This is a genomic window from Pseudomonas promysalinigenes, from assembly GCF_014269025.2.
Lineage (GTDB): Bacteria > Pseudomonadota > Gammaproteobacteria > Pseudomonadales > Pseudomonadaceae > Aquipseudomonas > Aquipseudomonas promysalinigenes.
On the sequence record NZ_CP077094.1, the window covers coordinates 261,288 to 279,603 of the forward strand.

Annotated in this window: 19 protein-coding genes and 1 pseudogene; 9 read left to right on the plus strand and 11 right to left on the minus strand. The window is 62.2% G+C overall.

The features are described 5' to 3' along the window. Positions 1–4 precede the first annotated feature (4 nt). Complete coding sequence (fdhD, locus tag HU725_RS01180; RefSeq protein ID WP_186478392.1) at positions 5–835, minus strand: formate dehydrogenase accessory sulfurtransferase FdhD; 831 nt, start codon at positions 833–835, stop codon at positions 5–7. A 178-nt stretch (positions 836–1,013) separates the two neighbouring features. Here fdhD and lysM point away from each other — a divergent pair, with 178 nt between their 5' ends. Beyond that, positions 1,014–1,454, plus strand: coding sequence for a peptidoglycan-binding protein LysM (lysM, locus tag HU725_RS01185; RefSeq protein ID WP_060478271.1), 441 nt, complete (start codon positions 1,014–1,016; stop codon positions 1,452–1,454). Positions 1,455–1,564: 110 nt separating this feature from the next. Here the strand turns inward: lysM and yrfG are convergent, their stop codons facing one another. Beyond that, positions 1,565–2,227: a GMP/IMP nucleotidase gene (gene yrfG, locus HU725_RS01190; RefSeq protein ID WP_060478272.1), complete on the minus strand. Its 663-nt coding sequence runs from the start codon at positions 2,225–2,227 to the stop codon at positions 1,565–1,567. 64 nt (positions 2,228–2,291) lie between these two features. On the opposite strand from yrfG, the gene nudE reads away from it, so the two are divergent. Beyond that, positions 2,292–2,858: an ADP compounds hydrolase NudE gene (nudE, locus tag HU725_RS01195; RefSeq protein ID WP_060478273.1), complete on the plus strand. Its 567-nt coding sequence runs from the start codon at positions 2,292–2,294 to the stop codon at positions 2,856–2,858. Next, positions 2,855–3,673 carry a 3'(2'),5'-bisphosphate nucleotidase CysQ gene (gene cysQ, locus HU725_RS01200; protein WP_186478393.1) on the plus strand — a complete coding sequence of 273 codons (819 nt, stop codon included), beginning with the start codon at positions 2,855–2,857 and terminating at the stop codon, positions 3,671–3,673. The genes nudE and cysQ overlap by 4 nt, the downstream gene beginning before the upstream one ends. An 80-nt stretch (positions 3,674–3,753) precedes the next feature. Here the strand turns inward: cysQ and HU725_RS01205 are convergent, their stop codons facing one another. The 5 genes from HU725_RS01205 to rfbC are packed head-to-tail and all read right to left on the minus strand — an operon-like array spanning position 3,754 to position 8,865. Continuing rightward, complete coding sequence (locus HU725_RS01205) at positions 3,754–4,209, minus strand: YiiD C-terminal domain-containing protein (RefSeq protein WP_186478394.1); 456 nt, start codon at positions 4,207–4,209, stop codon at positions 3,754–3,756. After that, complete coding sequence (locus HU725_RS01210; protein WP_186478395.1) at positions 4,206–5,615, minus strand: sigma-54-dependent transcriptional regulator; 1,410 nt, start codon at positions 5,613–5,615, stop codon at positions 4,206–4,208. The genes HU725_RS01205 and HU725_RS01210 overlap by 4 nt, the downstream gene beginning before the upstream one ends. Next, entirely contained in the window at positions 5,612–7,426 is a 1,815-nt protein-coding gene (locus tag HU725_RS01215) for a sensor histidine kinase (protein ID WP_186478396.1), read from the minus strand. Before HU725_RS01215 ends, HU725_RS01210 begins: the two co-directional genes overlap by 4 nt. A gap of 39 nt (positions 7,427–7,465) precedes the next feature. After that, a complete protein-coding gene (gene rfbD / locus HU725_RS01220; protein WP_186478397.1) occupies positions 7,466–8,326 on the minus strand; it encodes a dTDP-4-dehydrorhamnose reductase in 861 nt (286 codons plus the stop codon). Beyond that, the gene (gene rfbC / locus HU725_RS01225; protein ID WP_186478398.1) at positions 8,323–8,865 is read right to left on the minus strand and encodes a dTDP-4-dehydrorhamnose 3,5-epimerase; all 543 of its coding nucleotides are present in this window, start codon (positions 8,863–8,865) and stop codon (positions 8,323–8,325) included. The genes rfbD and rfbC overlap by 4 nt, the downstream gene beginning before the upstream one ends. A gap of 451 nt (positions 8,866–9,316) precedes the next feature. Between rfbC and aguA the strand changes: the two genes are divergently transcribed. From aguA to HU725_RS01240, 3 genes are all read left to right on the plus strand, one after another. Beyond that, positions 9,317–10,423 (plus strand): agmatine deiminase, encoded by a 1,107-nt coding sequence (gene aguA, locus HU725_RS01230; RefSeq protein WP_060478280.1) that lies wholly within the window; start codon positions 9,317–9,319, stop codon positions 10,421–10,423. 181 nt (positions 10,424–10,604) lie between these two features. Further along, the gene (locus tag HU725_RS01235) at positions 10,605–10,802 is read left to right on the plus strand and encodes a hypothetical protein (protein ID WP_060478281.1); all 198 of its coding nucleotides are present in this window, start codon (positions 10,605–10,607) and stop codon (positions 10,800–10,802) included. 418 nt (positions 10,803–11,220) lie between these two features. After that, on the plus strand, positions 11,221–12,510 hold the full coding sequence (locus tag HU725_RS01240) for an OprD family porin (protein WP_186478399.1): 1,290 nt from the start codon (positions 11,221–11,223) through the stop codon (positions 12,508–12,510). A gap of 150 nt (positions 12,511–12,660) precedes the next feature. On the opposite strand, the gene HU725_RS01245 is transcribed toward HU725_RS01240, so the two are convergent. Then, positions 12,661–14,043 carry an ATP-binding protein gene (locus HU725_RS01245; RefSeq protein WP_186478400.1) on the minus strand — a complete coding sequence of 461 codons (1,383 nt, stop codon included), beginning with the start codon at positions 14,041–14,043 and terminating at the stop codon, positions 12,661–12,663. A gap of 1 nt (position 14,044) precedes the next feature. Beyond that, a complete protein-coding gene (locus HU725_RS01250; RefSeq protein ID WP_060478284.1) occupies positions 14,045–14,764 on the minus strand; it encodes a response regulator in 720 nt (239 codons plus the stop codon). 139 nt (positions 14,765–14,903) lie between these two features. Between HU725_RS01250 and HU725_RS01255 the strand changes: the two genes are divergently transcribed. From HU725_RS01255 to HU725_RS01265, 3 genes and pseudogenes are all read left to right on the plus strand, one after another. Next, positions 14,904–17,201: a TonB-dependent siderophore receptor gene (locus HU725_RS01255; RefSeq protein ID WP_202884454.1), complete on the plus strand. Its 2,298-nt coding sequence runs from the start codon at positions 14,904–14,906 to the stop codon at positions 17,199–17,201. Positions 17,202–17,437: 236 nt separating this feature from the next. Continuing rightward, entirely contained in the window at positions 17,438–17,677 is a 240-nt protein-coding gene (locus HU725_RS01260; protein WP_060478286.1) for a type II toxin-antitoxin system RelB/DinJ family antitoxin, read from the plus strand. Further along, positions 17,667–17,941 (plus strand): annotated as a pseudogene (locus tag HU725_RS01265) (type II toxin-antitoxin system RelE family toxin). Before HU725_RS01260 ends, HU725_RS01265 begins: the two are co-directional and overlap by 11 nt. On the opposite strand, the gene HU725_RS22865 reads toward HU725_RS01265, so the two are convergent. Then, positions 17,882–18,034, minus strand: a complete 153-nt coding sequence (locus HU725_RS22865) for a hypothetical protein (protein WP_225915555.1) — start codon at positions 18,032–18,034, stop codon at positions 17,882–17,884. The pseudogene HU725_RS01265 and the gene HU725_RS22865 overlap by 60 nt on opposite strands. Further along, positions 17,971–18,204: a helix-turn-helix domain-containing protein gene (locus tag HU725_RS01270; protein ID WP_225915510.1), complete on the minus strand. Its 234-nt coding sequence runs from the start codon at positions 18,202–18,204 to the stop codon at positions 17,971–17,973. Before HU725_RS01270 ends, HU725_RS22865 begins: the two co-directional genes overlap by 64 nt. Positions 18,205–18,316 lie beyond the last annotated feature (112 nt).

The following is an 18,316-nucleotide window of genomic DNA, read 5'->3' on the forward strand; positions in this document are numbered from 1 at the left end:
GCTGTTACGACTCCGCCGCAGGGCTATAGACCCGCGGTGCACTGTGTTTGGGCAAATGAATGAGGTTGAGGTTGTGCTTGCGCGCCCATTGCAGGGCAAGGCCGGTGGGCGCCGAGAGGCTGACCAAAGTCTGGATACCGGCGCGCAGTACTTTCTGGATCAGCTCCAGGCTGCAGCGGCTGGTGACGATGGCAAGGCCCCCTTCGGTGCTGATGCCTTGGCGCAACAGGGCGCCAATCAGCTTGTCCAGGGCGTTGTGCCGGCCGATGTCTTCGCGGCCCATCAGCAATTCGCCCTGGGCGTTCATGAACAAGGCGGCGTGTACGGCGCCGCAGTGCTGGCCCAGGGGGGTGAACGCATCGATGCGCTGGCGCAAGCCCGCCAGCCATTGTGCTGGCGGCAACCCGGCCCCAGGCAATGCGCTGAGCTCCGGCAGCGCCTGCTCCAGGGCCTCGACACCACACAGCCCGCAGCCGCTGGTGCCGGCTAGTTGGCGGCGCTGGTTCTTCAGGTTCCAGAACGCACGGCTGGAAATCTCAAGGTCTGCGTACATCGCAGAGCCACTTCCAGACAACTTGAGGTCGTAGATTTCCGCCGTGCCCTCGACGATCCCGCTGCCAACGCTGAACCCGACTGCGAAGTCCTCAAGATCGGTAGGGCTGACCAGCATGACCGCCTGGTTCAGCCCGTTGTAGGCAATGGCCAAGGCGACCTCTTCGGCCAGGGGCGTGCAGGCCCGCTCGCCATCGCTGAGCTGGACGTAGTCGTAGCTATTGCTGGCGGCGGGCAGGGCCAAAGGCGTAGAGGCCGCGCAGACAGGAGGTTTGCTTTGCATCGGGAGGCTGACTACCGGCGGTTTTTCGATAGCACCAAGCCTAGGCGTGTGGGCCGGCTGCGTCTAATCGCTAGGGTCTATGCCTTGATAGAGCGCGTCGATTGGTCGCAGTAGGGCGCAAGGGGCAATCCTGGCCTAGACTCGTGGCTTCAAGGTTTACGTCAACAAGGAGCGCGTCATGAGCCTGTTCAGTTTCGTGAAGGAAGCCGGCGAGAAGTTGATCGATCTGCTGACCCCCGGCAACGCCAATGCCGAGGAGCAGTTGAAGAAACACGTGGAAAGTGTCGGCCTGGGCAACCCGAACATCACGGCCACCGTGGAGGGTGACAAAGTCATCCTCAAGGGCGAGGTAGCGAGCCAGGAGGAAAAAGAGAAGATCATTCTCGCCGCCGGCAACATCGAAGGTGTCGCCAGCGTGGACGATCAGATCACCGTCACCGGGCCAGTGGCTCAGGCGGCACGCTTCGTCACCGTCGAGAAGGGCGATACCCTCAGCGCGATCTCCAAGCGGGTATATGGCGATGCGAACAAGTACCAGAAAATCTTCGACGCCAACAAGCCGATGCTCAAGGATGTGAACAAGATCTACCCAGGCCAGGTGCTACGTATCCCTGACTAAACCGTGCAGCCCGGTTCGGGCTGTTCGCGGGTAAACCTGTTTTTACCAGTTCGGCGCATCCTTTGAGGTGATCGCCAGCCGGTAGGCACGGGTTTACCCGCGAATAGGTTTCACAGGCCTGCCAGTAAATCCCGGTAATCTTCGACCGCTGCGAACTCCTCGGTATCGCGCGGCTGCGCCTGGCTATCCGGCTGGCGCACGGCCAGCAAATGGCCTACGCCGTACTGCCGCGCGCTGCGCAGTACGCTCAGGGTGTCATCGATGAACAGACTGCGCTGCGGGTCAAAGCCAATATCGGCCTGCAGTGCATCCCAGAACTGCGCATTCTCTTTGGGGAAGCCGTAATCGTGGGAGCTGATCAGCCGCTCGAAGTACGCTGCCAGCTCCACTCTCTCCAGTTTCAGCGACAGCGAATCGCGGTGGGCATTGGTGATCATTATCACGCGCTTGCCAGCCTTGCCGATGGCTGCCAGGAAGGTATCGGCATCGGGCCGCAGGGCGATCAGGTCAGCGATTTCGCGTTTTAGCTCGCGAATGGGCAGGTTCAGCTCCCGGCTCCAGAAGTCCAGGCAGTACCAATTGAGCGTGCCGGCATTACGCTCGAACAGCGGCTGCAGCTCCATTTCTGCCATGGCCCGGCTGACCCCATGCAGCTCGGCATAGCGCTGGGGCAGGTGGTCGAGCCAGAAGCGGTTGTCGTAGTGCAGGTCGAGCAGGGTGCCGTCCATGTCCAGCAGGACGGTATCGATGGCGGACCAGGGAAGAACAGGCATGGGAAATTCTCGATCAGTCGGCAAGCCACGGTATAGTAACCCGTTCACGCCAAGGAGCTGCCCCATGCGCCAGAAACCCACCGTCCTCAGCCGCGAGATCGTCGCCAGCAGCCGCCTGTTCCGGGTCGAAGCCGTGCAACTGCGCTTTAGCAACGGCACCGAGCGCACCTATGAGCGCCTGGTGGGCCGTGGCAACGGTTATGGGGCTGTGATGATAGTGGCCATGCTCGACGCCGAGCACGCGGTGTTGGTGGAGGAATACTGCGGTGGCACCGATGAGTACGAATTGTCATTGCCCAAAGGCCTGATCGAGCCGGGTGAGGACGTGCTGGCCGCCGCCGATCGGGAACTCAAGGAAGAAGCCGGCTTCGGCGCCCGCCAACTGGAACACCTGACCGAGCTGTCCCTCTCCCCTGGCTACATGAGCCAGAAAATCCAGGTGGTGCTGGCAACCGATCTGTACGAAGAACGTTTGGAAGGGGACGAGCCGGAGCCGATGCGGGTCGACAAGGTCAACCTGCGTGAGCTGTCGGCCCTGGCCATGCACCCGCAGTTCACCGAAGGGCGCGCGCTGGCAGCGCTTTACCTGGCCCGCGACCTGTTGATTCAGCGGGGGCTGCTGGAGGCATGAACGATCAACAGCTGATGCACGAAGTAGTCAAACTCGCTCAACTGGCCGGGCAGGCCATCCTGCCGTTCTGGCGCGCCGACGTCGCGGTGGTCAACAAGGCCGACGATTCGCCGGTGACGGCCGCCGACCTGGCGGCACACCAGGTGATCGCCGATGGTCTGCTGCGCTTGGCGCCGCATATTCCGGTGCTTTCCGAAGAGGACTGCGACATCCCGCTGGCCGAGCGCCAGGGCTGGAGCCGCTGGTGGCTGGTGGACCCACTCGATGGCACCAAAGAGTTCATCGCCGGTAGCGAGGAGTTCACCGTCAACATCGCATTGATCGAAAATGGCGAGGTGGTGTTTGGCGTGGTAGCGATGCCCACCAATGGCCGCTGCTATTTCGGTGGCCGTGCGCTAGGTGCCTGGCGCCGTGACGGGGCTTGTGAAGCCGTGGCTGTTCAGGTACGCAACGGGCCGCCTGCCGACGGCCGCTTTACCGTGGTGGCCAGCCGTCGCCATTCCAGCCCACAACAAGAGGCGTTGCTGGCAGGGCTGAGCGCCGCGGTGGGCGAACTGGAACTGGCGAACATCGGCAGTTCGCTGAAATTCTGCCTATTGGCTGAAGGCAGCGCCGATTGCTACCCGCGCCTGGCGCCGACCTCGCAATGGGACACGGCGGCAGCGCAGGGGGTGTTGGAGGGCGCAGGTGGCGAGGTGATCGAAGTGGATGGCCAGCCTTTCCGTTACCCGCCGCGCGAGTCGCTGCTCAATCCGTTCTTCCTGGCCTTGCCTGCTCAGGCAAGCTGGCGGCAAGCATTGCTGAGCCTGATCTGACGGTCCTGGCTCCCGCGCGAATAGGCTGGCACAGGTAGACAAGGCGGACACGATCACCGCGACCCTGCCGGCCGTCCTCTTCAGCGGTGCAGGACGTACTGCCCGCTGAAAGTGACTGCCGGTTCATCATCGCCTGCATTGCTGACCGTCGTATGCAGCGTCAGCCGTGCCCGGCCACGGCGCTGGTACATCGTCACGAATCGCTCCCAGGCCTGCTCCTCAGGTGCTGTACAGCGCGCCACTGCTGCGCCAGTCACCGGCAGCGGATAGCTGATCTGCCCCTCTTGGATGACGATATGCCCATCGTCGATGCCCAGCTCACGCAGGCGCAGGTGCAGCCAGCCCCAGCCGGCCAGCACCGCAGCACAGTACAGGCTGCCGCCGAACATGGTGCTTTTGTGGTTGACGTTGGCCGCCAGCGGCAGCTGCAGGCGCAAGGTGTGGGCTTGCCAATCGATGACTTCCAACCCCATGTCACGGGTCAGCGGAATATCATCGTGCAGCACGGACTGCAGGTATTGGCTATCGGCACTCATGGGCGGTGTTCCTCGTGGTCGTCGCTGGCGCTGCTGCCGCCTTCGAAATGCAGGCCGTGCTTGCGCAGCTTGTCATGCAGGGTTTTGCGCGGGATGCCGAGCGCTTCGGCCAGGCTGCGCATGGAGCTATGGCGCTGGGCCAGTTCGGCGGCGATCAAGGAGCGTTCGAACTGCTCGACCTGTTCGCTGAGGTTGCCCAGCAGTATTGGCGTGGCGCTGGCCGCAGGCGCTGCTGCCTGGCCATCCAGAGCCAGCTCCAGGCCCAGCGCAAAGCGCTCGGCGGCGTTTTGCAATTCGCGAACGTTGCCCGGCCAGCCGTGGCGCAGCAACATGGCCCGCTGGGCCGGTTGCAGCTCGTGTGCTGGCAGGCCGTGGCGCGCGCTGGCAGCGTCGGTGTAGTGCTGGAACAGCACCAGGATGTCATCGCCACGCTCGCGCAGCGGCGGAATACGCAGCGGCGCCACGTTCAGGCGGTAGTACAGGTCGGCGCGGAAGCGGCCTTGGTCGGCGCTGGTGCGCAAATCTTCCTTGGTGGCCGCGACCACACGGATATCCAGCGGAATGAGCTGGTTGCCGCCCAAGCGCTCGACCACCCGCTCCTGCAGCAAACGCAACAGTTTCACCTGCACATCCAGGCTCATGCTCTCGATTTCGTCGAGGAACAAGGTGCCGCCGTTGGCGAACTCGAATTTGCCAATACGTCGCTTCTGAGCGCCGGTAAAGGCCCCTGGCTCGTGGCCGAACAACTCGCTTTCCACCACCGACTCGGCCAGGGCGCCGGCATTGATGGCCACGAATGGCCCATCGCGGCGGCTGGACAGGTCGTGCAGCGCACGGGCAACCACCTCTTTGCCGGCACCGGTTTCACCCAAAATCAAGACATCGGCACGGGTGCCTGCCAGAGCGCCGATCTGTTCGCGCAGGCGCTGCATCGACGGTGAGTGGCCAACCAGCCGGGTAGCCAACTGCTGGCGGTCGCTCAGCGCCAGGCGCAGGCTGCGGTTATCCAGCACCAGCCGGCGTAACGCCAGGGCGCGGCGCACACTGTCGAGCATGGCATCGCTGGCGAAAGGTTTTTCCAGAAAGTCATAGGCCCCCGCACGCATGGCCTGCACGGCCAGCGGCACATCGCCGTGGCCGGTGATCAGCAGCACCGGCAGTTCACTGTCGCGGCTGTGCAATTGCTCCAGCAGTTGCAGGCCGTCGATGCCAGGCATGCGGATATCGCTGACCACCACGCCGGGCCAATCCGGTTCTATACGTTCGGCCAGGCCCTGGGCATCGGCCAGGGCGATCACCTTCAGGCCGGCCAGGTCCAGGGTCTGGCTCAGGGCCTGGCGCAGGTGCGGGTCATCATCGACCAGGATCACCTGCGCCTGGCTGTCGATGTACGGCTCGGTCGTCATGCCGAAGGGTCCTCCGAAGTGGGCAAGGTAGCGCCGGGGGCAGCCACGCGCAGTTGCAGGGTGAGCAGGGCGCCACCTTCGGGGTGGTTGGCCAGCAGCAGTTCACCGCCCAGTGCGCGCATCAGGCTTTCGCAGATGGCCAAGCCAAGGCCTAGGCCCTGGGTGCGGGTCTTGGTGGTGAAGAACGGCTCCTTGGCGTGCTCTAGGGCCTGGCGGCTGAAACCTGGCCCGTTGTCACGAATGTACAGGTAGACGTAGTCGTCGCGTTGTTCGGCACTTAGCCACAGGCGCCGGGGGTTGGCCTTTTCGGTCAAGGCGTCGAGGGCGTTGGCCAGCAGGTTGCCGAGCACCTGACGAAGCCGGGTTTCACCTGCTTGAACCCACAAGGTGGCCTCGGGCAGGTCGCGGATCAGCTCCACCGCCATTGCCCGGCGGCGTTTGGCCAGCAATGCCAGGGCGTCATCCAGTGCCGGCTGCAAGGCGACGCTTTCCGGCGCGTGGCGGTCGCGACGGGCGAAAGCGCGCAGATGGGCAATGATCGAGGCCATGCGCCCGGTCAGTTCGCCAATCAGCTTGAGGTTGCCGCGGGCATCTTCGGTGCGCTGGTGGTCGAGCAGAATTTCGGCGTTTTCCGCGTAGCTGCGAATGGCTGCCAGCGGTTGGTTGAGCTCGTGGCTGATGCTTGCCGACATGGTGCCCAGCACCGACAGCTTGCCAGCCTGAACCAGTTCGTCCTGGGCGCGCACCAGCTCCTGTTGGGCATTTTCACGCTCCAGTACGGCGCTTTTGAGCCGGGTATTGAGGCCTTCGAGGGCCGCGGTACGCTCGGCCACACGTGTTTCAAGCTCTTGCCTGCCCCGCGCCTCGAAGTCGATGCGGTCGATGTAATGCCGGCGTCGCTGCATCACCAGCCCAGCCAACAGCATCAGCACCAGCAGGGCGCCGGCGCCAATGGCCATCACCGTTTGCACCGAGCGATCGACCAGCATGCGCGGCGCGAGGATGCTCACCTGCCAGCCGGTTTCTTTGATGTCGCGGGTCTGGGTGAGCCAGGCGTCCTGGTTCAGCACCAGCGGTTGTGGGGCCTGGGTTGGGTAGGGCTGGATAGCGATGATCGCTTGCCGCTCGGCTTCGCTGAGCGGGCGAGTGGCGCGGAAACGCCAGTCTGGGCGCGACGTGAGGATGACCACGCCATTGTGATCGGTGACCAGCAATTGCTCAGGGGTGCGGCCCCATAAGGTTTCGGTGTGGTCCAGGTCGACCTTCACCACCAGCACCCCAACGATGCGTTCCCCATCGCGCACGGCGGCGGCGAAGAAATAGCCGCGCTTGGCTGAGGTGGTGCCCTGGCCGAAGAAGCGCCCCAAGCGGCCGGCCATGGCCTCGTTGAAATACGGCCGGAATGAGAAATTACGCCCGACGAAGCGGTCCTGCTTGTCCCAGTTGGAGGCGGCCAGGGTATTGCCGCTGACATCCATCAGGTAAATCACTTCGGCGCCGGTTTGTTGGACGATGTCCTTGAGCAGGCGATTGGCGTTGGTGACCGCTTCCAGGCGGAACGGGTCGGCCAGCACACCGCGCAGGGCGGGCAGGTCGCCGAGGATTTGCGGCAGGGTTTCGTAGCGGTGCAGGGTGCCTAGCAAGTTGGCGACGTACAGGTCGAGGGTCTGGCGGTTCTGCGAAGCCAGTTGATCCTGGTAGTAGCGCTCAGCCAGGTGGTGCAGCGGCCACAGCAGCGGTGTCAGGCACAGTGCCAGCAGGGCCAGGCTGCGCCAGCGGGGACGGCGAGGGGGCGTGGGTTTTGCAATCATCGCGTAAAGGCGCCAGAGAGGGTCTGGCGCAATTATGCGCTAGTTGAGGCAGTCGATCAGCGCTTGCTGCCAGTGCGGCAGGCGCACATCCCACTCGCGGGCCAGGCGCGAACAGTCCAGGCGGGAGTTGGTCGGGCGTCGCGCCGGGGTCGGGTACTCGCTGGCAGGGATAGGCAGCAGTTCGGCGCAGGGCAGGCCGCGTGCCTTGAGCTGTTCGCCGATGGCCTGGGCGAAGCCGTACCACGAGGTTTCGCCTTGGGCAGCCAGGTGATAAGTGCCCCAGGCCCCGTGCTGGCCACTTTGCCAGCGCTGGATCAATTCACGGGTGGCGATGGCAATGGAGGTGGCCCAGGTGGGGGCGCCGATCTGGTCATCGACCACCCGCAGTTGCGGTTTTTCCTGCAGCAGCCGTTGCATGGTCAACAGAAAATTGCGCCCATACAGCGAGTAGACCCAGCTGGTGCGCAGTATCAGGTGCTCGCCCGCTGCTGCGGTAATGGCTTGCTCCCCGGCCAGTTTGCTGCGGCCATAGACACCCAGCGGGTTGGGGCGGTCTGCCTCGGTGTAGGGCAGGGGGTTGTCACCATCGAACACGTAATCGGTGGAGTAGTGAATCAGCGGCGCACCCAGGCGCTGTGCCTCTTCGGCCAACACCTGGGGGCTTTGCGCGTTGATCGCGAAGGCCTGGCCCGGTTCGCTTTCGGCTTGATCGACCGCCGTATAGGCAGCCGCATTGACGATCAACTGCGGGGCCAGCCGCCGCAGCGGCTCGCGCAGTGCCTCGGGGCAGGCCATGTCCAGGTGCTCGCGGCCAAGCACCTGCACATCTCCCAAGCCACGCAACTGGGCCTGCAGTGCCTGAGCAACCTGGCCGTTGTGGCCACAGACGAGAATTTTCATGGGAACAGGTCGGCGTTCTTCAACAGTACGGCAGCTTGGTCCTTGGCGGACAGGGTCGGGTTCGCGACCCCCCAGTCGATGCCCAGGTCAGGGTCATCCCAGCGGATCGAGCGCTCGGCGGCGGGGTTGTAGTAGTCGGTGGTCTTGTACAGGAAATCCGCTGACTCACTCAGCACCAGAAAGCCGTGGGCGAACCCCGGCGGAATCCAGAACTGCAAATGGTCGGTGGCATTCAGGCGCCGTGCAACCCAGCGGCCGAAGGTGGGCGAACTGCGGCGGATGTCTACGGCTACGTCCAGCACTTCGCCTTGCACCACGCGCACCAGTTTGCCTTGCGGGTTATCGATTTGATAATGCATGCCCCGCAGCACGCCGCGTTGGGAGCGGGAGTGGTTGTCCTGGACGAAGTGGCCATCGAAGCCGGTCTGCTTCTTGAATTCGCGAGCATTGAAGCTTTCGAAGAAAAAGCCACGGCTGTCGCCGAAGACCTTCGGTTCAATGATGACTACGTCGGGTATTTCGGTCGCTATGATGTTCATGGCAATTCTTCGGTCAGTGTGCTGAGGGTCCGACCTTGGAAGGTCCGCTTGGTGTCCGCCGCCTTGGCAAACTGAGCCTAGATCGGCTGGCCGTGCGCCAGTATGCGCCCTTCGTTAATTTCATCTTCGCACCTAGGTATCGGCCATACCCCAGGTATCTCAAGGGCCATCATGAAATAGCTTTCATCTTGAAGGGTTTTGGCACGCGCGGGCACCCTGCGCCAAGGAATTATATAGAAGGTGGAATTCGGCCTGACCGTAGGTCCCTTATTTCGATTCATATCGACAAATATGGAATTGAAAATTTAGATCTGGCTGTATTTGTGCTTTCAAAGCCGATATATATCGGTTATAAAATAGCCAGCCGCGAGGGTCGCAGCCAGGCCGTCGCTGATGTCACACTTTCCTGCTATCCATTGACCATCGGCTAGCGCCTTTGCAGAGGTTAACCATGAAAACCCTCAACTCCACTCCCCGTGCCGATGGCTTCCACATGCCCGCCGAATGGGCGCCGCAAAGCCAAGTCTGGATGGTATGGCCGGAGCGCCCGGACAACTGGCGCCTGGGCGGCAAGCCTGCGCAGGCTGCCCACGTCACGTTGGCAAAGGCCATCGCCCGCTTTGAACCTGTGACCGTGGCCGTTTCTGCCGGCCAGTACGAAAACGCCCGTCGCCAACTCGACCTGCCGAACATCCGTGTGGTGGAAATCAGCAACGACGATGCCTGGGTGCGTGACACGGGGCCAACCTTCGTCATCAACGAGCACGGTGAAGTGCGTGGGGTTGATTGGGGCTTCAACGCCTGGGGCGGCTTCGACGGCGGCCTGTATGCACCGTGGAACCGCGATGAAGAGCTGGCGGCCAAGGTACTGGAAATGGAGCGCTGCCAGCGCTACCACACCGAAGGCTTCGTGCTTGAAGGCGGTTCTATCCACGTCGACGGCGAAGGGACGCTGATCACCACCGAAGAGTGCCTGCTCAACCGCAACCGCAACCCGCACCTGAGCCGCGAGCAGATCGAGCAAACCCTGCGCGAGCACCTGGCGGTCGATACCATCGTTTGGTTGCCCGAGGGCCTGTACAACGACGAAACCGACGGCCACGTCGATAACTTCTGCTGTTACGTAAGCCCTGGTGAAGTGTTACTGGCCTGGACCGATGATTCCAACGACCCCAACTACGCACGCTGCCACGCCGCTTACGAGGTGCTGAAAAACACCCGTGATGCCAAAGGGCGTGAGTTCGTGGTGCACAAAATGCCGATTCCCGGCCCGCTGTTCGCTACTGAAGCAGAATGCGCCGGCGTCGATCATGTGGCCGGTAGCCAAGAGCGTGACCCATCCGTGCGCCTTGCCGGCTCCTACGTCAACTTCCTGATCGTCAACGGCGGCATCATCGCCCCGAGCTTCGACGACCCGGCAGATGCGCAGGCCAGAGCGATTCTGGCCAAAGTCTTCCCCAGCCACGAAGTGGTGATGATCCCCGGCCGCGAGCTGCTGCTTGGCGGTGGCAACATCCACTGCCTGACTCAGCAGCAGCCTGCACCGTTCAAGCGCTGATCGGCGCGTTATGAAGAAGCCCGTCGCAATACGGGCTTTTTTATTCGCGCCGATACCCGGAGCGGGGGATGGCATAGGTTTTGTATTGTTTTCAGAGAGTTACCCGGCAGACCGGGCTCTCGGTACTGTAACAATCAAGACGTAAATTAGCCGCTCACGGGCCAAGGGAGTACGTGCGAACATGAATGCAGCAAGTGAGACGGCTTTGCGCCCACTGGCAATCAACCATCAATCGCTGAAGGTCATGGCGCATTGGTTGAAACAGCATGGAGGCAAACGGGTCAGGACGACCGACCCACGACGTCTGCTTGACGGCCGCTACCCACAAGGCCTGATCAGCGATGCAGAGCTGGATGCACTGCTGGGGGTCTGGCCCTGACGGGTCATCAGCCCGCCCAAGGCAAAACGCCACCGCCCATGCGGTGGCGTTTTTATTTGTAGGTGCGCAGGCTTTTCTTGAGCTTGAACAGGGTTTTCAACCCAGCCTCGTAACCCTTTCTTTGCAAGGTAAATTGTCCTTCCTATAGCCAGAGATGCATTGAAATGCCCTGCGGCCAGCGTGGTTCTTGGTCATATCAGCCTGCATTTCACGAGTTTTTGACATTTGTAATCGCACACCGCTAGGATTCGGCCAACGCTTGCTGGCCACCCATGGTCATGCTGCTGCGAAAGGCCCGCCACACACAGCGTTGGCGGGCTTTTCAGTTCGGATCCGCATAGCGTCGAACCTACGAAGGGGCGTTGGTTCCAGGCGTAATGGTGCAAAGCGTTTTTGATTAAGAAACAAGGAAAACAACATGTTGAAAACCAGGATCAGCCTGCTCGCCCTGGCGATGATCGCCGCGACCCAGGCCCAGGCCAATGACCAGGCCCAGAGCAACGGCTTCCTCGAAGACAGCCACGCCAACGTGCTGCTGCGCAACGCTTACATCAACCGCGACAAGAAGCATGGCAACCGCGACCAGAGCGAATGGGGCCAGGCGTTCATCGGCAAATTCTCCTCCGGCTTCACCCAAGGCACTGTAGGCGTGGGCGTCGATGCCTTTGGCCTGTACGCACTGCGCCTGGATGGCGGCAAAGGCCGCAATGGCGGCGCTGGTATCGACTTCTTCAAGCCTAGCGATACCGCCCCTACCAACTCGCCGCACAACCTGGCCCGTGGTGGTGCTGCCATCAAGTTCCGCGTCTCCAACACCGTGCTCAAGTACGGTGACATGATGCCCGAGCTGCCAGTGCTGCAGTACGACGACAGCCGCCTGCTGCCAGAGAGCTACACCGGTACGTTCATCACCTCCAAGGAAATCGAAGGCCTGGAGCTCAATGCCGGTCACTTCACCCAAGAGGCGCGCAAGAGCGCTGAAGGCCGTGACAGCGGCCACCTGAAGACGATCGATGTGTTCGGTGGCAGCTACAAGTTCACTGAAAACTTCACCGCCTCTGCTTACACGTCGAACATCGAAGACGTGATGAAGAAGCACTACCTGGGCATGAACTACGTCTACCCGATTTCGGCAGACCAGTCCCTGACCCTGGACTTCAACGGCTACAAGTCGGACATCAACAGCAAGTACGTGCAAAAAGCTCAGCTTGCCGGTGACGATAACACCATCTGGAGCCTGGCTGCTACCTACGCCTTCGGCCCGCACTCGGTGACCCTGGCGCACCAGCGCAGCACCGGCAGCACCGGCTACAACTACGGCTGGTACCAGGACCGTGGTGGCGTGGGTGACGGCGGCTCGACCATCTACCTGGCCAACTCCTACTGGTCGGACTTCAACGCTGAAGACGAGCGCTCCTGGCAGTTGGCCTATGGCCTGGACTTCGGCGCCTTCGGCATGCCGGGCCTGACCTACAAAATCGCCTATGTGGCGGGTGACAACATCAACACCCACGGCTACGGCGAAGGTAAAGAGCGCGAAATCTTCAACCAGCTGCGTTACGTCGTACAGGACGGCCCAGCCAAGGACCTGTCGGTCAAGCTGCGTGGTTCCTGGCTGCGTACCAACACCGCCGTGCAACAGAACGGTTACAACGACGACGGCAACGAAGTGCGCGTATTCGTCGAATACCCAATCAGCATCTTCTGATACTGAGCGCAAGCGCTTGATGCTCGCCACCTGAGCATTGGCGCGTAGGCAAGGGTTTGAAAAATCCGATACCAGTCATCTGGTGTCGGATTTTTTTTGCTCGCTTGAAGCTTCCAGCTAGCGCGCCGCCGCAACCGCCACGCCAACCCGTTAAGCCTCGCGGCTTGCAGTGGGCAAGAACACGCTGACCCGCAACCCACCACCTTCACGATTGTGCAGCAGCAGCTCCCCGCCATGGCTGCTGGCGATGCGCTGGGCGATGCTCAGCCCCAGACCGTAACCGCCGGACCCGTGGTTACGTGAGCCCTCGCCGCGCACGAACGGATCGGTGACGGTGTTGAGCAAGCCTGGCGCGATGCCTGGCCCGCGGTCGTCGATATGGATGTACACACCGCCAGCAGTGGCCTGCAGGTTAAGCGAAACCTGCTTGGCATACCGCAGCGCGTTGACCACCAGGTTCTGCAGGCAACGCTGCAGCAGCAATGCATCAGCCCGCAGGCTGCCGCCCTGGCCATGCACCGGCAAAGGCTCCGCCGCGCTGGCAAGGTCGGCGCAAAGCCGCGCGACCAAGCGATCCAGGTCGACCAGTTGCAGGTTCTGCTGCTCACCTGTGCGCAGGTAATCGAGCACCTGGCCGATCATGTCGTCCATCTGGGTGATGTTCTGCCGCAAGCGTTCGCGCTGCTCGTCGTCCGGCAGCCGCTCCAGACGCAGGCGCATGCGCGTCAGTGGGGTGCGCAGGTCGTGGGAAACGGCTGCCAGGAAGTAGGCCTTGTCGTTGACCATGGCAATCAACCGCTGCTGCATGGCGTTGAATGCTTGCGCGGCCTGGCGCACTTCTTCTGGGCCGTCCAGGGCCAGGGCGGGCTGCTCCAGATTGCTGCCCAACCCCCGCGCCGCATCGGCCAAGCGCCGCAGTGGGCGCAGGCACAAGCGCACGGCGATCAGGCAGACCACCAGCACGGCGACGATGCGCAGGGCATACACCCGCAGCAAATAGTCGCTGATCAACACCCAGGCCGACTCACCGCTCCAGCCCTGTAGCTCCTGCCCGTCGATGCTCAGCCAATGGCCGTCTGGCAACGCAACGGCGAACTGAATGTGCGCCTGGGCGGTGCGCAGGCCGAACAGGCTACGCCAGACAATCGGATGGCCCTGCTGGTCGGTCAGTTGCACATGCAGCAAGCGCACCTGCTGGGCATGCCCCAGCTCGTATTCGAGTGCCTGTTGCAGCAGCAGCTCCGCGCGCCTGCGCCCGCGGCGCTCATCTACCCCCGTCGCCGGCATGGCGTCGGCACATCGCACCCGATAGTGAGCCGGTGCCTGTATGCCCTGGGCATGGCAGCCGGCCTGGGCAATCAAGGGGGCGCTGCGCGCGGCCATGAGCCGGATCGGAGCCTCGAGCACCTGGGCGAAACGCACATCGAACCAGATGCTACTCGACATCAGCTGCACCACCAGCGTGCCGCTGACCATGATCAGCAACAGTTGACCAAACAACGTGCGCGGCCACAGGCGGCGGAGCCAGCGCATGTCAGTTGCCGGCCTGGGCGTCGGCGACACTCAGCAGGTAGCCCTCGTTACGGATGGTCAGTATCTGAATATCGCCGGCCGGCGCGTGACGCAATTGCTGGCGCAGGCGGCTGATGCACATATCCACAGAGCGATCGTCAGGGTGGTGGTCGCGGCCAAAGGCACGACGGGTCAATTGGTCGCGCGAAACCACTCGATTGTTGGCCTCGAGCAGCTCCCGCAGCACCCTGTGGTCGGAGCGAGGCAAGGTCAGGGTGGCGCCGTCGGGGCGAGTCAGCAGGCGCTTGACGTGGTCCAGGCTAAAGCCTGCGAAGTGCTCGGCGTCGCACGCCGGTGCCTCTTCAGCACCCTCCAGGCGCTGCGGCCGGCGCAGCACCGCTTTGATACGGGCAATCAGTTCACGCGGCTCGAACGGCTTGGCCAGATAGTCATCGGCACCCACCTCCAGGCCGATGATGCGGTCCAGCGTGCTGCCCTTGGCGGACAGCATGATCACCGCCAGGCCCGGCATCGCTTGCAACTGGCGGCACAGGCTCAAGCCATCCTCGCCAGGCAGCATCAGGTCGAGCACCACCAAGTCGACCTTGCTCGCGGCCAGTTGCTGGCGCATGCCATCACCATCGGCCGCCGCCAACACGGTGTAGCCGGCGTCGCTTAGGTAATCGCAAAGAAGTTCGCGGATTTCGTCGTCATCGTCGACAACCAGCAAGGTTGTGCTCATCGGTAATACACCTGGTGGAGGAGGGCTAGCAGCGCTCGTTACGTTCCATTACATCCCCGTACAAGTCGGGCATGGAGCCCAGAGGGCTGATGCCTAGAATCGTAACAAAAAATCATCTGCGAATACGAAGCCTTCCCAAATGAAACCTAATAGTGCCATGAACGACTTCACCTCTGTTGTCCGGGGCGGCAGCCGCCTGCACCCGCTTGCCTTCTTCGTTGCCGTTGCCATCAGTGGCAGCGCCTTGGCTGCCGAAAGCCAGCCACTGGTGCTCGATGCCACCCAGATCGAGGACAGCGCGCTCGTACCCGCAGATGACACCGGCCAGCTCGGCTACACCGTCGAGAGCACGCGCAGCTCAACAGGCCTGAAGCTCACCCCCCGGCAAACGCCGCAGTCGGTCACCACCATTACCCGCCAGCAGATGGACGACCGCGATGTGCACTCCATCGAGCAAGCGCTGGACACCACGCCAGGGGTCAGTACCAGCAAGTCCGAAGTCGGCGGGCGTACCGACTTCCGCGCACGTGGCTATTCCATTAGCAACTGGAAGGTCGATGGTTTGCAGTTCCAGGGTGGTTCGGACTTCAACGGCGGCGGCAACGCCCTGAACATGGACCTGTACGAACGTATCGACATCGTGCGTGGCGCCAACGGCCTGCTCGGTGGCACCGGCGACCCCTCGGCCACCGTAAACCTGATCCGCAAGGCCCCGACCAAAACCTTTGGTGGCAGCGCCTACGCCACCTACGGCAGTTGGGACAAACGCCGTCTGGGCGCCGACCTGAACCTGCCGCTGTCTGAAGACGGCCGCCTGCGCTCGCGCTTCGTAATGACCCAGGGTGACGCCAACTCGTTCCGCGACAACCAGTCAGAACGCTCCCGCGCCGCCCTCGCCAGCTTCGCCTTCGACATCGACGACGCCACCACCCTGGGCGCCGGTTATCAGTACGAATACAACAAGGTGGTCGGTGGCGGCTGGGGTGCGAACATCCCCATCTGGTACGGCGACGGCAGCAAGACCGACCTGCCACGCAGCACCAACCTGGTACCCAGCTGGAGCTTCGGCGAGTACACCACCCGCACCGCCTTCGGCTCGTTGGAACACCGCTTCGACAACGACTGGAGCCTGGACCTGAAAGTCGCGCAAAGCACCTCTGACGTGCTCAACCACCGCGGCCTCGCCAAGGTCAACTCGGCCGGCCGTGGCCGCTACGGCGGTTACTGGAACCAGGATGGCAGCGGCGCGGTGCTCAACGGCCTGCACAGCTCCAGCGACACCACCCAGCAGTCTGCGCAAATCGACCTGTCCGGCCCGTTCCAGCTGTTTGGCCGCACCCACCAGGCGATGGTCGGCTACAACGACAGCCGAACTGTGGCCTGGTCGCCGCAATACAGCTGCACCATGGTCAGCGACGACCGCGTCAGCGCGCCCTCGGTGGGCTGCCAATTCCGCGCCAACAACGGTTTCCCGATCAGCGACTGGCACAACGGCGTTGACAGCGATTACGACATGATCGCCACCCGCACGGGCCTGCACACCAAGACCACCACCCGCCTGCAGGGCATGTACGCCGCCACCCGCCTGAGCATTACCGACCCGCTGTCGGTGATCGTCGGCGTGCGTACCACCGACTACTCCGCCACCACCAACAGCGTTGCCGGTGTGCGCAGCAACCAGCAGAACAACGGCATCGTCACCCCCTACCTGGGCGCGGTATACGACCTCAACGACACCTATTCGCTGTACGCCAGCTACACCGACATCTTCAACCCACAAACCGCCGAAACCGAAAGCGGCACCAAAGTCGAGCCGATCCGTGGCCAGAGCTACGAAACCGGCATCAAGGGCGCCTGGCTGGATGGCCGCCTGAACGCGTCTGCTGCTTACTTCCGCACCAAGCAGCAGAACAAAGCCGTGCTCGACGACGGCCTGACCACCCCAACCGGCGGCGATGCCTACAAGGCAGGCACCGGCCAGGAAACCGACGGTATCGACCTTGAAATCGCCGGCGCCCTGACACCGAACTGGAACCTGTATGCCGGTTATACCTACCTGCACTTCCGCCGCGTGGACAGCGACGGGCGCAGTGACCCCTCGCACCTGTTCAAGGCCTCGACCACCTACCGCCTGTCTGGTCCGCTGGACCGCCTGACCCTGGGTGCCGGGGTGAAGGCGCAGACCAACATCCGCGCCATCTCCAGCCCAGCAGGGCAGCCGGTGAATGGCGTGAGTGGGGGGGCGACCGATGTGAACTGGTCCGGTTATGCGATTTGGAATGCCATGGCCAAGTACCAGCTGACGGACGACACCACCGTTAGCGTCAATGTCGATAACCTGTTCGACAAGCATTACTACACCCGGTATGGCTTCTATGCGGGGGCGATTTACGGGGATCCGCGCAGTATGTCGCTGACGGTTAGCACTGCGTTTTGATGCAGGCGAAGGCCTGAGCGGACGGTAAGGCTGTTCAATTGAAAATACCGGGGGCCGCTTTGCGGCCCTTTTCGTGGCTATCAAAGCCTGCGCAGGCCTGCTGGGAGCGGCTTCATCCGCACTGAACCCGGCGCGTAACGGCCCTGTCCCTCGTCGGTTTATGCTCATAGCCACTTGTCTGCTGCCCAGAACTGCCCCACTGTAAAGACTATTGTCATTACAGAGAGTTAGCCATCATGGCATCCATCAATGTTCGTATCGACGACGATCTCAAAATCCGAGCCTACCGTGAGCTCGAGCGGCTGGGTGTTACGCCCTCCGAACTCATGCGCCAAGCCTTGCAGTACGTCGCTGAGCGCGGGCAATTGCCTTTCAAGCCTGTGCTCATGACGGATGAAGATGAGGCGCTGCTGGCGACCGTTCGCGAGCGCCTTGCCGATCCTCAGCGAGTGAAGGTGTCGCTGGATGACCTATAGCCTTGAGTTCGATGCACGAGCGCTAAAGGAATGGCAAAAGCTGGGGGATACGGTTCGGCAGCAACTCAAGAGAAAACTCGCCCGGTTTTGCTTAATCCGAGGGTTGAGGCAAACCGGCTGGATAGCTTGCCGAACTGCTACAAGATAAAGCTGTGCAGTAGCGGCTACCGATTGATTTACCAGGTGGTCGATCAGGAGGAGACATCAGAAGTCCTCCGCGTTGCTGCGCGGCAGTTTTACGCGCTTGCTGGTATTGGCTTCTAAAGCGTTGAGATCAAGCGCAGGGTCATCGATCAGTGATTGGAAAATTCGGTCAGAGATCCCCACGGTAAATAGCGCGAGCATGAAATCGCGCAACGAAACACCTTCGGCCTTCCCCCCTCAAGGTGACGAATAGCTCGCAGAGAAATTCCAGCTAGCTTTGCAAGGTCAGCCTGCCGTAGCCCCATGCGCAGACGAGCTTCCTTCATCAGAAGGCCTATACGATAAAGCACAGACGTGCTTTGAACAGGGAAAAAGTCTTTCATAGGGTGGCTCCTGGCGACACCCTAGAGAGTATAAGGTATCACTATCCGCGCGCTAAAAATTCGTGAGAAATCTTAGAGCTCCATGAAATGGAACCTTATGCGGTATAAGGTA

Bases quoted from the DNA above. Each gene is read 5' to 3' on its own strand.
- rfbC (WP_186478398.1), bottom strand. From the start codon at position 8,865: ATGAACATCATAGCGACCGAAATACCCGACGTAGTCATCATTGAACCG.
- cysQ (WP_186478393.1), top strand. From the start codon at position 2,855: ATGAACGATCAACAGCTGATGCACGAAGTAGTCAAACTCGCTCAACTG.
- HU725_RS01255 (WP_202884454.1), top strand. From the start codon at position 14,904: ATGAAACCTAATAGTGCCATGAACGACTTCACCTCTGTTGTCCGGGGC.
- HU725_RS01205 (WP_186478394.1), bottom strand. From the start codon at position 4,209: ATGAGTGCCGATAGCCAATACCTGCAGTCCGTGCTGCACGATGATATT.
- HU725_RS01215 (WP_186478396.1), bottom strand. From the start codon at position 7,426: ATGATTGCAAAACCCACGCCCCCTCGCCGTCCCCGCTGGCGCAGCCTG.
- HU725_RS01240 (WP_186478399.1), top strand. From the start codon at position 11,221: ATGTTGAAAACCAGGATCAGCCTGCTCGCCCTGGCGATGATCGCCGCG.
- nudE (WP_060478273.1), top strand. From the start codon at position 2,292: ATGCGCCAGAAACCCACCGTCCTCAGCCGCGAGATCGTCGCCAGCAGC.
- HU725_RS01260 (WP_060478286.1), top strand. From the start codon at position 17,438: ATGGCATCCATCAATGTTCGTATCGACGACGATCTCAAAATCCGAGCC.
- lysM (WP_060478271.1), top strand. From the start codon at position 1,014: ATGAGCCTGTTCAGTTTCGTGAAGGAAGCCGGCGAGAAGTTGATCGAT.
- HU725_RS01245 (WP_186478400.1), bottom strand. From the start codon at position 14,043: ATGCGCTGGCTCCGCCGCCTGTGGCCGCGCACGTTGTTTGGTCAACTG.
- HU725_RS01250 (WP_060478284.1), bottom strand. From the start codon at position 14,764: ATGAGCACAACCTTGCTGGTTGTCGACGATGACGACGAAATCCGCGAA.
- fdhD (WP_186478392.1), bottom strand. From the start codon at position 835: ATGCAAAGCAAACCTCCTGTCTGCGCGGCCTCTACGCCTTTGGCCCTG.
- HU725_RS01270 (WP_225915510.1), bottom strand. From the start codon at position 18,204: ATGAAAGACTTTTTCCCTGTTCAAAGCACGTCTGTGCTTTATCGTATA.
- HU725_RS01235 (WP_060478281.1), top strand. From the start codon at position 10,605: ATGAATGCAGCAAGTGAGACGGCTTTGCGCCCACTGGCAATCAACCAT.
- HU725_RS01210 (WP_186478395.1), bottom strand. From the start codon at position 5,615: ATGACGACCGAGCCGTACATCGACAGCCAGGCGCAGGTGATCCTGGTC.
- yrfG (WP_060478272.1), bottom strand. From the start codon at position 2,227: ATGCCTGTTCTTCCCTGGTCCGCCATCGATACCGTCCTGCTGGACATG.
- rfbD (WP_186478397.1), bottom strand. From the start codon at position 8,326: ATGAAAATTCTCGTCTGTGGCCACAACGGCCAGGTTGCTCAGGCACTG.
- aguA (WP_060478280.1), top strand. From the start codon at position 9,317: ATGAAAACCCTCAACTCCACTCCCCGTGCCGATGGCTTCCACATGCCC.